General features: G+C 69.8%; 14 protein-coding genes. 4 read left to right on the forward strand and 10 right to left on the reverse strand.

Features of this window, described 5'->3' with window-relative positions:
* Positions 1–6 precede the first annotated feature (6 nt).
* From F0Q34_RS17815 to F0Q34_RS17825, 3 genes are read left to right on the forward strand one after another with little or no spacing between them, the layout of a single operon-like run.
* Positions 7–1,440, forward strand: a complete 1,434-nt coding sequence (locus tag F0Q34_RS17815; RefSeq protein WP_149813600.1) for an amidohydrolase family protein — start codon at positions 7–9, stop codon at positions 1,438–1,440.
* Positions 1,440–2,444, forward strand: coding sequence for an ABC transporter ATP-binding protein (locus tag F0Q34_RS17820; RefSeq protein WP_149813601.1), 1,005 nt, complete (start codon positions 1,440–1,442; stop codon positions 2,442–2,444). The genes F0Q34_RS17815 and F0Q34_RS17820 overlap by 1 nt, the downstream gene beginning before the upstream one ends.
* The gene (locus F0Q34_RS17825) at positions 2,441–3,505 is read left to right on the forward strand and encodes an ABC transporter ATP-binding protein (RefSeq protein ID WP_149813602.1); all 1,065 of its coding nucleotides are present in this window, start codon (positions 2,441–2,443) and stop codon (positions 3,503–3,505) included. Before F0Q34_RS17820 ends, F0Q34_RS17825 begins: the two co-directional genes overlap by 4 nt.
* Positions 3,506–3,518: 13 nt before the next feature.
* On the opposite strand, the gene F0Q34_RS17830 is transcribed toward F0Q34_RS17825, so the two are convergent.
* The 9 genes from F0Q34_RS17830 to hisI all read right to left on the reverse strand — a co-directional run bounded on the left by F0Q34_RS17830 (position 3,519) and on the right by hisI (position 11,171).
* The gene (locus F0Q34_RS17830) at positions 3,519–3,887 is read right to left on the reverse strand and encodes a response regulator (RefSeq protein WP_149813603.1); all 369 of its coding nucleotides are present in this window, start codon (positions 3,885–3,887) and stop codon (positions 3,519–3,521) included.
* A gap of 26 nt (positions 3,888–3,913) precedes the next feature.
* On the reverse strand, positions 3,914–5,350 hold the full coding sequence (locus F0Q34_RS17835) for an RAD55 family ATPase (RefSeq protein ID WP_161600934.1): 1,437 nt from the start codon (positions 5,348–5,350) through the stop codon (positions 3,914–3,916).
* Between the two features lie 126 nt (positions 5,351–5,476).
* Positions 5,477–6,652 carry a lipid-A-disaccharide synthase gene (lpxB, locus tag F0Q34_RS17840; protein WP_149813605.1) on the reverse strand — a complete coding sequence of 392 codons (1,176 nt, stop codon included), beginning with the start codon at positions 6,650–6,652 and terminating at the stop codon, positions 5,477–5,479.
* Positions 6,649–7,536 (reverse strand): carbon-nitrogen hydrolase family protein, encoded by an 888-nt coding sequence (locus F0Q34_RS17845; RefSeq protein WP_149813606.1) that lies wholly within the window; start codon positions 7,534–7,536, stop codon positions 6,649–6,651. The genes lpxB and F0Q34_RS17845 overlap by 4 nt, the downstream gene beginning before the upstream one ends.
* The gene (locus tag F0Q34_RS17850) at positions 7,533–8,132 is read right to left on the reverse strand and encodes a GNAT family N-acetyltransferase (protein WP_149813607.1); all 600 of its coding nucleotides are present in this window, start codon (positions 8,130–8,132) and stop codon (positions 7,533–7,535) included. Before F0Q34_RS17850 ends, F0Q34_RS17845 begins: the two co-directional genes overlap by 4 nt.
* A 92-nt stretch (positions 8,133–8,224) precedes the next feature.
* A complete protein-coding gene (locus tag F0Q34_RS17855; RefSeq protein ID WP_149813608.1) occupies positions 8,225–8,926 on the reverse strand; it encodes an SDR family oxidoreductase in 702 nt (233 codons plus the stop codon).
* A 39-nt stretch (positions 8,927–8,965) separates the two neighbouring features.
* Complete coding sequence (locus F0Q34_RS17860) at positions 8,966–9,616, reverse strand: GOLPH3/VPS74 family protein (protein ID WP_149813609.1); 651 nt, start codon at positions 9,614–9,616, stop codon at positions 8,966–8,968.
* A gap of 96 nt (positions 9,617–9,712) precedes the next feature.
* Complete coding sequence (locus tag F0Q34_RS17865) at positions 9,713–10,759, reverse strand: CobW family GTP-binding protein (RefSeq protein WP_149813610.1); 1,047 nt, start codon at positions 10,757–10,759, stop codon at positions 9,713–9,715.
* Positions 10,749–11,171 (reverse strand): phosphoribosyl-AMP cyclohydrolase, encoded by a 423-nt coding sequence (gene hisI / locus F0Q34_RS17870; RefSeq protein ID WP_149813611.1) that lies wholly within the window; start codon positions 11,169–11,171, stop codon positions 10,749–10,751. The genes F0Q34_RS17865 and hisI overlap by 11 nt, the downstream gene beginning before the upstream one ends.
* A gap of 66 nt (positions 11,172–11,237) precedes the next feature.
* Here hisI and F0Q34_RS17875 point away from each other — a divergent pair, with 66 nt between their 5' ends.
* Complete coding sequence (locus F0Q34_RS17875) at positions 11,238–11,720, forward strand: Fur family transcriptional regulator (RefSeq protein ID WP_149813612.1); 483 nt, start codon at positions 11,238–11,240, stop codon at positions 11,718–11,720.
* A 163-nt stretch (positions 11,721–11,883) separates the two neighbouring features.
* On the opposite strand, the gene F0Q34_RS17880 is transcribed toward F0Q34_RS17875, so the two are convergent.
* The gene (locus F0Q34_RS17880; RefSeq protein ID WP_161600935.1) at positions 11,884–14,847 is read right to left on the reverse strand and encodes a PAS domain S-box protein; all 2,964 of its coding nucleotides are present in this window, start codon (positions 14,845–14,847) and stop codon (positions 11,884–11,886) included.
* Between the last annotated feature and the right edge of the window lie 83 nt (positions 14,848–14,930).

The raw sequence follows: 14,930 nt of genomic DNA on the forward strand, positions 1-14,930 counted from the left end.
AACACCATGGCCACCACCGTGATCCGCGACGCGGACCTTGTCATCACCTGGGACGCGGCCGCGAAGCAGCACACCTACCTGACGGATGCGGTGCTGGCCTATGAGGATGGGCGCATCACCCATGTCGGCCGGGATTACGACGGCCCCGCCGACACGGTGATCGACGGCAAAGGGCTGATGGTGATGCCCGGCCTCGTCAACATCCATTGCCACCCATCCTCCGAGCCGATGAACAAGGGGCTGATCGACGAGATCGGCTCCCCCGGCCTCTACAATTCCTCCCTGTACGAATATCTGCCGATCTTCCGCGCGGATGCGGAAGCGGTGCCGCATTGCGTTCGCGTGGCGCTGTCGGAACTGCTTCTGTCCGGCGTCACCACCGTGGCCGACCTGTCCATGGCGCATCCGGGATGGCTCGACCTGCTGGCGGAAAGCGGCATGCGCGTCTGCATCGCGCCGATGTTCCGCTCCGCGCGCTGGTTCACCAAGAACGGCCATGTCGTCGAATATGAGTGGGACGAGAAGGCCGGCGAGAAGGCCATGTCGGAGGCGTTCAACCTGATCGAGCGCGCCGAGCAGCATCATTCCGGCCGGCTGTTCGGCATGGTGGTGCCGGCGCAGATCGACACCTGCTCCGAAACCCTGCTGCGCGAAAGCTTTCAGGAAGCCAAGGCGCGCGGCCTGTCCTGGCAGATCCACGCGGCGCAATCCGTGGTGGAGTTCCACGAGATCACCCGCCGCCACGGCCTGACGCCGATCGGCTGGCTCGACAGCCAGGGCCTGTTGTCGGAACGCTCGATCATCGGGCATGGCATCTTCCTCGACGATCATCCCAGCACGCGCTGGCACACCGAGAACGACCTCGACCGCCTGGCCGAGACCGGCACCACCGTTGCGCATTGCCCGACCGTGTTTGCCCGGCGCGGCATCTCGATGCAGCATTTCGGCCGCTACCGGAAGCGCGGCGTCAACATGGGCATCGGCACCGATACTTATCCGCACAACATGCTCGATGAACTGCGGCTGGTGTCCTATATCGCGCGCACCCAGTCGGGTGATCCGCGCAGCCTGACCTCAACCGACCTGTTCGACTCCGCCACCATCGGCGGGGCACAGGCGCTGGGGCGCGACGATATCGGCCGCCTCGCGCCCGGCTGCCGCGCCGATTTCGTGCTGGTGGATGTGACGCACCCGATGATGCGCCCGGCGCGCGATCCGATGCGCTCCCTGCTTTATGCGGCGGGCGACCGCGCCATCCGCTCCGTGCATGTGGATGGGGAAGCGGTGGTGCGGGACGGCAAGGTGCTGACCATGGATTACGAAGGCGCCGCTGCCGCCCTGGATGAGGCGCAGAAGCGCGTGCTCGACCGCGTGCCGCAGCAGGACTGGGCGCATCGCCCGGTGGAGAAGATTTCGCCGCCGACCTTCCGGTGGGCCTGATGGCGGCGCAGGACCTGCTGCGCATCGAGGGGCTGCGCACCTCCTTCCGGACCTCCGCCGGGCTGGTGCGGGCGGTGGACGGCATCGACCTTTCGGTGAAGCGGGGCCAGACGCTTGGCATCGTCGGCGAAAGCGGCTGCGGCAAGTCGATGCTGTCGCTGTCGATCATGCGGCTGGTGCCGCCGCCCGGCCGCATCACGGAAGGCCGGGTGCTGCTGGAAGGCCGCGATCTGCTGACCCTTTCCACCGCCGAGATGCGGCAGGTGCGCGGCGGGCAGATCGCCATGATCTTCCAGGAGCCGATGACCTCGCTCAACCCGGTCCACAGCGTGGGCAAGCAGATCACCGAGGCGATGCGGGTGCATTCGCCAGGGTCCAGCGCGGGCCAGTTGCGGGACGAGGCCATCGCCGCGCTGAAGCGGGTCCGCATCCCGTCGCCGGAGCGCCGCTTCGACGAATACCCGCACCAGCTTTCGGGCGGGATGCGGCAGCGCGTGATGATCGCCATGGCGCTGGCCTGCCGCCCGCGCCTGCTGATCGCCGACGAGCCAACCACCGCGCTCGATGTCACGGTGCAGGCGCAGATCCTCGACCTGCTGCGGGAGCTCCAGGCCGAAACCGGCATGTCCATCATCCTGATCACCCATGACCTCGGCGTGGTGGCGGAAATGGCCGACGAGATCGCGGTGCTGTATGCCGGCAAGGTGGCCGAGCGCGCCCCGTCCCGCGCCCTGTTCGAGGACCCGCAGCATCCCTACACGCTCGGCCTGCTCGGCTCCGTGCCGCGGCTGGATGAGGAGCGTGACCGCCTGCTGGCGATCGATGGCAGCGTGCCGCCGCCTTTCGCCTTTCCGTCCGGCTGCCGCTTCCATCCGCGCTGCCCCTTCAGCATCGGCCCCTGCACCACGGCGCAGCCGCCGCTGCGGGAGCTGGCGGCGGGGCACGAGGCCGCCTGCATCCGCGCGCCGATCGAAACCTCGCTGTCGCTGGAGGACGCCGCATGAGCACGCTGCTGGAGGTCGAGGGACTGGCGCGGCACTACCCGGTGAAGAAGGGCGTGCTGGTGCAAAGGCAGATTGGAACGGTTCGCGCCGTGGACGGCGTGTCCTTCAGCGTGAAGCGCGGCGAAACCCTGGCGCTGGTGGGCGAATCGGGCTGCGGGAAATCCACCACGGCGCGGCTGGTGCTGCGGCTGATCGAGCCCTCGGCCGGCACCATCCGCTTCGACGGGCAGGACGTGACCCATGCCGGCGGCGCCGCGATGCGCGCTTTGCGCCGCCGCATGCAGATCGTGTTCCAGGACCCTTATGCCAGCCTCAATCCCCGCCTGACGGTGGGGGACGCGATCGCCGAGCCAATGCAGGTGCATGGCATCGGCGACGCCGACGCCCGCCGCGCCAAGGTGCAGGAACTGCTTCGCCTGGTCGGCCTCGCGGCGTTCCATGCCGAACGCTATCCGCATGAATTCTCCGGCGGACAGCGGCAGCGCATTGGCATCGCCCGCGCCTTGTCGGTGGAGCCGGATCTGGTGGTGTGCGACGAGCCGGTTTCGGCGCTCGACGTTTCGATCCAGGCGCAGGTGGTGAATCTGATGAAGGATCTGCAGGCGCGTCTCGGCCTGTCCTACCTGTTCATCGCGCATGATCTTTCGGTGGTGAAGCACATGGCCGATCGCGTGGCGGTCATGTATCTTGGCCAGATCATGGAGATCGGCGACAAGCGCTCGCTGTTCCGCGACCCGCGCCATCCCTATACGCGGGCCTTGCTGGCGGCGATCCCGCATCCCGACCCCGCGCGGCGCGGCAAGGTGACGCCGCTCGGCGGCGACGTGCCAAGCCCGATGAACATCCCGCCTGGCTGCCGCTTCCACACGCGCTGCCCCTTCGCGCAGGATCGCTGCCGGAGCGAGGCGCCGGAACTGCGGGCGGTCGGGTCGAATCACGCCGCCGCGTGCCACTTCTCCGAATCCCTGCCGGATGCCGGCCTGGATTATTCCGGCGGCCTCACCGAAGCGGCGGCCCGGCGGCTGGCGCTCTACGATGCGGCAAGGCGCCGCGCCGCCTGAACCCGTCGGCGCGTTATTCCGTGGCCGGTCCAGCCAGGTCGCGGATGCGGGCCAGAAGCCTGCCAAGGGCGAAGGGCTTGTCGAACACCTCGTTGAACAGCTCGGGGTGTTCGCGGGCGATCGCCCCCTGGGCGCCGCTCAGCAGGATGATGGGCAGGTGCCGCCAAAGCGGCTCGGCGCGGATCGCCTGCGCCAGTTCCAGCCCGTTCATCAGCGGCATCATGAAATCCGTCACCACCAGCGCCGGCACTTCCTGCGCCAGAGCCTCAAGCGCCTTGTGCCCATGGTAGGCCTGGGTGACGCGATAGCCCTGATCCTCCAGCGCGCTGGCCAGAAGATCGGAAATCAGGAATTCGTCATCGACCACCAGGATCGTTGTCATGCGGAGCGGTGCCTTCCTGTCCCGCCTTACGCGGGATCGCCACGTTGGAAGGTGGGCGCGAAGCTCTTGCCCAACAGCCGGTTGAAGATGCGGATGCCCTGGCTGGTGATCTCGAAATCATGCAGCGCCGGCTCGAAGTCATTGTTGCGGGTCTTCACCACCGAGAACACGCGGTGGATGCGCCCATCCCGCTCCATCAGCCGCATCAGCACGATGTTGTCGACCGTGCTGAGGATCTCCGGGCTGGCCAGATGCGGGGTTGTGCCGAACAATTCGCTCATCTCCAGCGTCGTCAGAACGGTGATGCCGCGGGCGCGCAGTTCACCGACCAGGACGGACAGGAATGGGCTGAAGCGCTGATGCGTCGAAAGGCTGCGCTCCAGGACGCCGAGCCCATCGAGGAACAACCGCTTCACGCCGCGTTCCGCGGCCATGCGGAGCAACTCGCCAACCACCGCATCGGCCAGCAACTCGGCCGAGGGCCGCCATTCCAGGCTCAGGGAGCCCGCATTCAGGGAAGGCGCCAGATCCAGCCCCAGGGCCGTTGCCTTCGCGTGCAGCCGCTGCGGCGACTCGTAGAAGCCGAAATGCAGGGCAGGCTCGCTTGGGGCGCCGGCCAGGAAGTGGAGGCCCCAGGATGTCTTGCCGGCCCCTGATGGGCCGATCAGCAGGGTGGTGGAGCCGCGTGACAGGCCGCCGCCCAGGATCTGGTCGATCTCGGCGATGCCGCTGGTGGTGCGCTCCGCGCTGGGCTCCTCGGGTTGCAGGGGGCGGGCCAGCAGCGCTTCCGTTCGTGGAAAGGTCACGAGGCCGCCCGGGCCGATTGCGTATTGGTGCAGGCCGCCGAGCGCCGCGCTGCCACGAAGCTTGCGGACGCGCAGCCGCCGCATGCTGCGCACGCCGAGTTCCTCCTCGCGCAGCTCAATGATGCCGTCCACCATGGTGTATTCGGGGCTGCTGTCCTCGAACCGCGCGCTGGTGAGCAGCAGGGCCGTGCAGTGGACGCTGGCGGCGTGGTTCTGCAGCTCGGCGATGAACTTCTTCATGTCGAGGGCGCTGGTTGCCTTTTCGCGCGCGTTCAGCAGGCCATCGATCACCAGCAGAGTGGGCTTCTGGCGCGGGATCTCCCGTCGCAGCAGCCGCACCACGCCGTCCAGCCCTTCATGCTCCATGATGCTGAAGGCGCTGATGTAGTTGACCTGCCGCCCAAGCATCGACGGATCGTAGAAATCGAGCGTGGACAGAAACGCGAAAAGCCGCTCATGCGCCTCGGCCAACAGCGTCACATACAGCACGCTGGCGCCCTGGCTGGCTTGGTGAAAGGCAACCTGGTTCGCGAGAATCGTCTTCCCCGAGCCGGGATGGCCCTGGATGATGTAGGTGCTGTCAGCCACGAGGCCGCCGCCCAGGATCTGGTCCAGGCCTTCAATGCCGCTGTTGAGGCGTCGCAAGGTCTGAGGCACGGCTCTCCTTTGCTCCCGGCTGCCGGGATCGTCGGTCGCTGAACGGGGCGCATCTGGGCGCCGGGCAACAGGGATAAGTCAAACAACGCCGAAGGTGAACGCGGGCTGCGAAGAAACCGGCCGGATTTATCGCATTCCTGCGCTGGACGGGCCGGCCAGCATCTCCAGAACGGCCTCGGCGGCAGCCTCGCTCGGCAGCAGGCCATCTGGGCGCAGGCTGTCGAGGATTTGTGCGAATCCGGCCCGCTGCAGGTCCGCGGCGTCGCGATCGGTCAGCAGGCGCTCCAGCTCGGCCGAAAGCAGGTCCGGCGTGCAGCGTTCCTGGAGGTATTCCGGAATCACCGGCGCATCCGCCAGCAGGTTCACGATGCTGACATGGCGCACCTTGATCAGCCGGCGGGCAATGGCGGCGGAGATGGGGTTGACCTTGTAGCCGACCGCCATCGGCACGCCCGCCAGCGCCACTTCAAGCGAGGACGTGCCGGATTTGATCAGCCCGACGCCATGGCTTTCCCGCGCTGCGGCGAAGGCGTCGTATTTTTCCGCCACGTCGCGCAGCAGGATCGGCGCCGGCCGCCAGCATGCGGCCTCGGCCCGCACGGCATCCTCCACCGGCCCGGCGAGCGGCACCACGGGGCGTAGGCCGGGCACCCGTGCCTCCGTCCGGCGCAGCGCCTCGCCAAAGACGGGCAGTAGCCGGCCAACCTCGCTGTGGCGGCTGCCGGGCATCACCAGCACCACCCGCTCCTCCGGGGCCAGGCCATGGCGCGCGCGGAAGCGGGCGGCATCGCCCTGGTCCGCCCCGGATTCGAGGATGGAATGGCCGACGAAGCGGACAGGGATGCCGGCCTTCTCGAAGAACGGCGCCTCGAAAGGCAGCAGGGCCAGGATGCGGTCCACCTGCCGGGCGATCTTGCGCACCCGGCCCGGCCGCCAGGCCCAGACCTGGGGCGCCACGTAATGCGCGACGCGGAACCCCTGCGCCTTGGCCCGCGCCGCCACGCGCAAGGTGAAGCCCGGGCTGTCGATGGTGACCACCAGCGCCGGCCGCCGCGCCGCGATGTCGGCGGCGGTCTCCTCCAGGCGGCGGGCCAGCCTGCGGATGTTGGGCAGCACCTCCAGCAGGCCCATCAGCGCCAGCTCCCGCATCGGGAACAGGGAGGTGAAGCCCTGCTCGGCCATGCGGTCGCCGCCGACGCCGGCGAAGCGCAGATCCGGCCGCCGCCGGCGCAGGGCGGCGATCAGCCGCGCGCCCAGCATGTCGCCGGAAGCTTCCCCGGCGACCAGGTAAAGCAGCGTCAAGTGAAGCGGGCCGCGGAAGGCGCGGGGAAGGGGGCGCGTGGCCAGTCGCGATGGTTGAACACCGCCGGGTCCTGCCGTACCGCCTCGATGCGGGCGGGGTCGAGATCGACGAACAGCCAGTCCGGCGCGTCCAGCGCCCCTTGGGCGATCACCCCATCCTCCGGAAAGCCGCGATCCACCGGGCCGAACACCGCTGCATGGCCGCGATTGCGGTCCAGCGCTGCCGACCATTCGGCATCGCCCACGGTCGGGACAACGGCCACGAAGCACTGGTTCTCCAGCGCCCGGGCGGCGGCGGACAGGCGCACGCGGTTGAAGCCGTGCAGGGTATCGGTGCAGGACGGCACCAATACCAGCCATGCCCCGGCTTCAACCTGGGCGCGGACATGCGCCGGGAACTCGCTGTCGTAGCAGATCGAGATGCCGATGCGGCCCCAGGGCGTGTCGAACACCGCCGGCGGGGCGCCGGAGGAGACGCCCCAGCGCTCCGCCTCGAAGCGGGTCATGAAGTGCTTGTCCTGGTGGGCGCGGCGCCCCTCGGGGTCGATCAGGGGCGCGCGGTTGCGGATCACCCCGTCCGCGTCGCGCACCGGCAGGGTGCCAGGCAGCAGCCACAGCCCGGCGCGGCACGCTGCTGCCCGCATGGCCTCCTCGATGGCCGGCGCGGCCTCCACCATGGCGGCCAGCTCCTCCGCCTCGGTGGCGGGGGACCGGCCAGCCAGGGCGGAGCCCAGTTCGACGCAGGCATATTCCGGCAGCACGGCCAGGTCGGCGCCGTTGTCGCGGGCCACCGCCAGCTCCCGGTCCAGCCGCGCGGCCCATTCGGCGATGCTGGCGGGCCGCTCCACACGATAGGGCAGCAGCCCGATGCGCAGCGCCGTCATGCCAGGGCCTTTCGCCAGAAATCGAGCCGGTGCGGGATCTCCGCCGCGCCGCCAGGCTCGCGCCAGGTGAGGGTGCAGAACAGGCCGGGGCAGGGCGTGTAGCCGCGGCGGCGCCAGAAGCCATCCAGCGGCGTGTAGCCGGCGGGACGGCGAGGGTCGTCCGCCTCGCGCCGCACGGCGCAGAACGCCGCGTGGCGCGCGCCCAGGGAGCGGGCATGCGCTTCCCGCAATTCGAAGAACCTCACCCCGGCCCCCTGGCCGCGATAGGCCGGCAGCAGCACGCTTTCGCCGAAATAGCAGTGCTCGGCAGGGTCGAGGCCAGCGGTGGTGAAGGCGTCCCGCACCTCGGCATGGGTTTCGGCCATGGGCTCGCAGGTGGCGGCGCCGACCGACTCATCGCCGTCGCGGCACAGGATCACCGCGGCGCCCGGCGCCTCGGCATAGGCCCGCAGGTAATCGGCCTCGTAGGCTTCGTCGCCCTCGTAGAGATAGGGCCATTCGCGGAACACGGCGATGCGGAGCCGCGCCAGCGCCGGCAGGACGGGGTGCAGCGCCGATCCGCGTAGCGTTTCGAACCGGAGAGGATTCTTCGCCATGGAGGCGGCATAGAACAGATAGGCGCCCGAGACGAGGGCCTTATCGGCCGCCTCCCGCGCAGGTCCAGCCCTGGCGCGGAGCGGCGGATCACCTAGCCGGCATAGATCATCTTCCGCGTCATGCCGCCATCGGAGACGAATTCGGAGCCGGTGACGAAGCCGCTTTCCGGCCCCACCAGCCACGCCACCAGCGCGGCGATGTCCTCCACCCGGCCGACGCGGCCGGCCGGATGCTGCGCATGGTCCTCCGGCCGCAATTCCTCGCCCGCGACGTCGATCCAGCCGGGGCTGACGCAATTGGCCCGCACCTCGGGCCCCAGGCTGACCGCCAGCGCGTGGGTGAGGGCGAGGATGCCGCCCTTGCTGGCCGAATAGGATTCAGTGTCCGGCTCCGACATGTGGGCACGGGTGGAGGCGATGGCGACGATGCTGCCGCGCGCCGCCTTCAGCAACGGCGCCGCCTGGCGGGCCAGCAGGAAGGCGCTGGTCAGGTTGGTGCCCAGGACCTTGTTCCATTCCGCCAGCGACAATTCGGCGAGCGGCTTGCGCAGCATGATGCCGGCATTGCAGACCAGCGCGTCGAGCCGCGCCTCCCGCGCCGCGACGCCGTCCAGCAGTGCGATCACGGCGGCTTCGTCGGCGACGTCGGCGATGACATGGCGGGTGCCGGAATCGCCGGGATCGAGATCCGCGGTCACGACGCGCCAGCCTTGCTGGCGCAGCCGCGCGGCGATGCCGGCGCCGATGCCGCGCGCGGCGCCGGAGATCAGGGCAACGGGGGATTGGTCCTGCATGGCCCTGGCAACGCGCGGCGGCCCGATCGGTTGGCGGCGCTACACCACCGGGCCGGCGCGGGCGATGTCGGTGAAGATGTCGCGAACCGCGTCGGTCAGGCCGCGGTTCAGCGGCTCGCTATTGGCCACGGCGTCGATCCGGTCCTGGGCCCGTTCCAGCTCGGCGGGCGCCAGCAGCAGCGGCAGCAGCCCGGCGGCGCGTGCCAGCCCGATCAGCAGCACGTCATGTGGCGCGGGCGGCGTGTCCTCGAAGATCACCGCCATGATGCGCGCCTTGACCTCCCGCTCCTCCTTGTCGGAGATCAGGGGATAGCGGCGCTCGGCGAAGAACCACAGGAAGCGGCCTTCCTCCAGCTTCAGGATGCCGCGCTCCACCAGCTTGTCGAAGTAGTGGTCGCGCAGGCGGTCCGCCTCGCCGGCCAGGTTCTCGATCCACCAGCGCGTGCCCTGCGCCTCCGTCGCGGCGCCGAGGCGGGCCAGCACGTCATCCATGGCCGCATCGCCGGTGGGGGCGGGGTTCAGCACCGTGATGCCCGCGGCCCCGCGCTCGATGCGGCCCTGCAGCCGCAGCTCGGCCAGGATGGCGGCGACGAGGGCGTAGTCGCCCGAGGGCGCGGCGCGGTCGATGAGCTGCCCCGTCTCATCGTCAAGCATCAGGAGCAGCAGCTCCTCGGGAAGGGTCAACGGCATGGGGGCAGGTCCTTGTGCGCTCCGCTCACAGGGAACGCGGCATGATGCGCCGCGTCAATCGCCCTGCATCGCTGATCGCCGGGGCGTGAAGCCCGGTCAGGAGCGTGCGGCGGCGCAGAAGGCGGCGATGCCGTCCTCGATCACCGCGCGGGGCAGGTCGCGCGAGATGAACACCAGGGTGGAGCGCCGCGGCATCCCCGCCGGCCAGGCCGGCAGCAGGGTGGGGGCGTGCCAGACGCTTTGCACGCCATGAATGGCCACCGGCCGGTCCTGTCCCTCCAGGTCAAGGATGCCCTTGACCCGCAGCACCGCGTCGCCGCGCGTGGCCGTCAGCATTTCCAGCCAGGTGGCCAGGCCTTCCCAGGGCAGGGGAGCATCGAAGCTCAGCGCGAAGGCGTGGATGCGGGCGTCATGCCGGTTCGGGTCGTGGCCGTGATGATGGTGGGCGCCATGGTGATGGTGGTGGGCACCGCCGCCTTCCGGCGTTCCGGCGGCCGCCATCCAGTCGCGCAGCACCGCTTCCCGCTGGGGGGCCGCGGCGGGGTCGAGGCCGGTGATGGCGATGGGCGATGCATCGATCAGGCGCGGCGTCACGACCGGGTTGACCGCCCGCAGACGCGCCAGCAGCAGCGCCATCCCTTCCGGCGCGGCCAGATCCGCCTTGCTGACCAGAAGCCGGTCGGCCACGGCGGCCTGCCGCACCGCTTCGGACTGTCGCTCCAGCGTGGCGAGGCCGTTCACCGCGTCCACCACCGTCACCACGCCGTCCAGCACGAAGTTCCGGGCAGTGGCGGCATCGGCCATCAGCGTTTGCAGGATCGGCAGGGGGTCGGCCAAGCCGGTGGTTTCGATCACCACGCGCCGCAGCGCCTGCCCGTCCCGGACGCGGCGGGCGATGCCCTCCAGCGCCTGCGCCAGATCGCCCCGGATGGTGCAGCACAGGCAGCCGGCCTGCAGCAGAACCGCCTCCTCCTCCAGCGCTTCCACCAGGAGATGGTCGAGGCCGATCTCGCCGAACTCGTTCACCAGCACGGCGGTGCCCTGCATGTCCTCCTGCCGCAGCAGGCGGTTCAGCAGGGTGGTCTTGCCGGCCCCCAGGAAGCCGGTCAGCAGCGTGACCGGAAGCCGTGCCTCAGCCTGCATAAAGCACCTTGGGGTCCACATCGGGGGCGGTGATGGCGGTCATCTCGTCGTCGCGCAGCGCCTGGAAGAAGCAGGAGCGGCGGCCGGTGTGGCAGGCAACCCCCTTCTGCTCCACCAGCGCCAGCAGGGTGTCGCCATCGCAATCGAGCCGCAGATCGGTCCAGTGCTGCACCTGGCCGGAGCTTTCGCCCTTGCGCCACAACGCCTTGCGGGAGCGCGAGAAATACACGACGCGGCCCGTGGCCAGGGTTTCCTCCAGCGCCTCGGCGTTCATCCAGGCCATCATCAGCACCTCCCCGCCCTGGCCGCCTTCCGCGGGGGCAGCCTGGGCGATGACGGGAAGCAGCCCGTGTTCATTGAACCGCACGGCGGCCAGGAAACGGGCGCGGGCGGCGGGATCGGTGACCGGCATGGGGCGGCTCCTCAAGGCGGGGTTCTGTTACTATATAACTTCCTGGGATCGGCAAGGAGAGAAGGCATGGCGGCAGGGCAGGGCAGCGCGGCGGTGATGGAGCGGCGCCTTTCCGCCGCCGAGGCGCAATGCGCCCGCGCCGGCGTGCAGCTGACCGAGCTGCGCCGCCAGGTGCTGGCCCTGGTGCTGGAGGCGGAGCAGCCGCTCGGCGCCTATGCGCTGCTGGACCGGCTGAAGACCCAGCGGCCGGGCGCGGCGCCGCCCACGGTCTATCGTGCCCTCGACTTCCTGCTGGAGCAGGGGCTGATCCACAAGGTGGAGCGGCTGAATGCCTTTGTCGGCTGTGCCGGCGCCGGGCATGACCACCATGCCGGCCATCAGCATGCGCATCAATTCCTGATCTGCCGGCAATGTGGGCAGACGATCGAGATCAGCGACCCGATGGTGGCCCGCGCCCTGGCCGAGGCCGCATCCCGCGTCGGCTTCCAGGCCGGCCACGCGGTGGTGGAGGTGGAGGGCCGCTGCGCCACCTGCGCCGCAGTGGCATGAGGCTGCGACGATGCGCCGCCTTTCACGCCGCCCTGCCGCCGGCTGATCCGGACCAGATGCTAGAGCACATCCCGATCGGGCGGGATCGCCTGATCGGGTGAAGATGCTCGACAGAACAAAGAACTGGAGCATTTGAAGTGAGCCGGCGCGAACGAAAAATGTTCTAGAACCCTTCCGCCAGCATCCGGCGGACCCGGCTGGCCAGTTCCTCCATGCTGAAGGGCTTGGTCAGCACGGCCATGCCGGGCGCCAATGCATCGCCCCGCAGCGCGGCTTCCTCGGTATAGCCGGTGATGAACAGCACCTTGATCGAAGGGCGGGCAGCGCGGGCGGCATCGGCGAGCTGGCGGCCGTTCAGGCTGCCGGGCAGGCCGACATCGGTGAGCAGCAGGTCGATCCGACGCGGCGATTGCAGCAGGGCCAGGGCGGCGGTGGCGTCGGCGCTCTCCAGCACCGCGAGGCCCATCCCGCGCACCACCTCACGCACCAGCATGCGGATGGTCGGCTCGTCTTCCACGATCAGGACGCTGCCATCGGCGGCTTCCGCCGGGTCTGGCTCCCCAGCCGGCATCTCCTCCTCGGGCGCATCCTCGGCGCCGAGGTGCCGCGGCAGGTAAAGGCTGACCGTAGTGCCCTGTCCCGGCTGGCTGTTGATCACGGCGCGCCCGCCGCTCTGGCGGGCAAAGCCATACACCATGGACAGGCCGAGCCCTGTGCCTTTGCCGATCGGCTTGGTGGTGAAGAATGGATCGAAGGCGCGGGCGCTCACCTCGCGCGGCATGCCTTCGCCGGTATCGGCGACCTCCAGCATGACATAGCAGCCGGGAGCCAGGTCAAGAAGGCGGGCGGCGCGCCCATCCAGCCTGCGGTTGGCGGTGGCGATCACCAGCCGGCCTCCCGCCGGCATGGCGTCCCTGGCGTTGATGCACAGGTTGAGAAGGGCGCTTTCCAGCTGGTTCGGGTCGCAAAGCGTGGTCCAGCTTTCCGCTTCATGCCTGAGCTGCAGCTCGATGGCGGGACCGACCGTGCGGCGCACCAGCTCCTCCATGCCGGCGGCCAGCGCATCGGGCCGGGTCGGACGCGGATCGAGCGTCTGCCGCCGGGAAAAGGCGAGCAGCCTGTGCGTCAGCGCCGCCGCCCGCTCGGCCGAGCCACGGGCGGCCATCAGGTAGCGATCCAGCTCCATACTCCGGCCATCCGTGCCCAGCCGCGCTTCCAGCAGGTCGAGGCTGCCGATCACGCCGGTCAGCAGGTTGTTGAAGTCATGCGCCAGCCCGCCAGTGAGCTGGCCCACCGCCTCCATCTTCTGGCTTTGCCGCAGCTGCTCCTCCAGCTGCATCCGGGCTTCCTCGCGTTCGCGCTCGGCGGTGATGTCGCGCGCGGTGGCGTAGATGCGGTTCCCCGCCACGGCGGCGTTCCAGGACAGCCAGCGATGGCCGCCATCCCGGTGGCACATCCGGTTGATGCGGTTGAATTGCGGCCGCCCCTGCCGCAGCGCCTCCAGCGTCGCGAGGCCGGCGGAACGGTCTTCCGGATGGGTGAGGTCAAGGACGTCGCGGTTGCGCAGCGCGCCTTCCTCCCAGCCCAGCACGGCGGTCCAGGCGGGATTCACGGAGGTGAGCCGGCCTTCCAGCGTGATCACGCACAGCATGTCGGTGGAACTGTTCCAGACCTGATCGCGCTCCTGGGTGCGCTCGGCGATAAGCTTTTCCAGCTCGGCATTGAGGCGGCGCACGGTGGCCTGCGCCTCCAGCTCGTCATGCACGTCCACGGAGCTGCCAAACCAGCGCCGCAGCCTGCCCGTCATCGGGTCGTGATAGGGAAGGCCGATGGTCAGCAGCCAGCGGTAACTTCCGTCCCGGCGAAGCTGGCGGTGGCTGATGCGGTATTCGCCGCCCTCATCCCGCGCCCTTGTCCAGGCGGCCAGTGTGGCGGCGCGGTCCTCGGGATGCAGCATGTCCAGCCAGCGCTGCTCGTCCAGGGCCTGGTCCACCGGGATGCCGGTGAACTCGGTCCAGCGCCGGTTCAGGAAATCGACCCGGCCCTCGGCATCGGACTGCCAGATGATGCCGGGCACGGCATCGGCCATCAATCGCAGCCGGGCATCCGCTTCCAGCGCGGCATGGCGGGCGCGTTCCTCGTCAAGGCCGCCAAGCCCGGTGCCGATGATGCTGGCCAGGATCTGCGCCAGCGCCATGTCCCGCTCGGAAAAGGCATTCGGCGCCGCGGAAACGAGCCGCAGCACGCCCACGAAGCTGCCGCGCTTCGGAATCGGCACGGCGATGCCGGAATGGATGCCCGCCGCGACGTTGGAGGCGGTGCCCGTCCGCGGATCGGATTGCGCCTCGCCCGTCCGCAGGGCGATGCCTTCCCGCAGGCACAGGCCGGACAGGCTGCCCCGCAGCGGCGTCCGGATGTCGGGCGGCATGGTGCCGGCCACCGCGCGGGACACCAGAACATCGTCCTCCGGCACGGCGACGCAGGCGCCTTGCGCGGCCCGCACCACATGCAGGGAAATGTCGGCGACGGCCTGCCAGATCTCGGCCTCGGTGTGCAGTCCCTGGGCGAAGCGTCGCTGCGCGGCGAGCAGGGCTTCCTGTTCCGCCCAGGCGTTCCGACCGCCTTCGGGCAGAAGCGGTACGGGCCGGTCCAGCCGTTCCGCTTCGCGCCAGCCCAGCAGGATGTTCGGGCGTGGGGCGGCCGCCGCCTGCGCTGCCGCTTCGGCGCGGTGCAGCGCAACCTCGGCGGCGACCCGCCCGGCGATGCTGCGCAGCGCCCTGGCCTGGGCGGCGCCCAGCGCATCGCCACGCGGACGCGGTTGATGCACGCACAGGGCCCCGATAATCGTGCCGCGAAGGATCACCGGCTCCCCCGCGAAAAAGCCGCCAGGGGTGCCGTCCGGTTCCGTTCCGAGCAGTTCCAGCCGCTTGCCGCTGGCCGCGATGTCGGCGCAAAGCCGGCCCGCATGGCCTGATCCGGCTGCCACGCCATGGCCGGCCACCTGGCGGAGCTTTCCTTCCCCGAACAGGAAGATCGCGGCCGCATCGGTGCCGCACAGCATTGCCGCCAATGCCGCAAGCTCCCCGAAGGCGGCGCCACTGCCAGCGCCCGCCCTGCCCAATGGCACGCTGCTGACCATCCGCTTTCGCCCTGCCGTCCCGCTTTTCGGTACCTGGCTCGTTGCCGAGCCTGGAGGCGCCGGTCAGCGGA

This window comes from Teichococcus oryzae (assembly GCF_008386565.1).
In the GTDB taxonomy this organism is placed as follows: Bacteria; Pseudomonadota; Alphaproteobacteria; order Acetobacterales; family Acetobacteraceae; genus Pseudoroseomonas; species Pseudoroseomonas oryzae.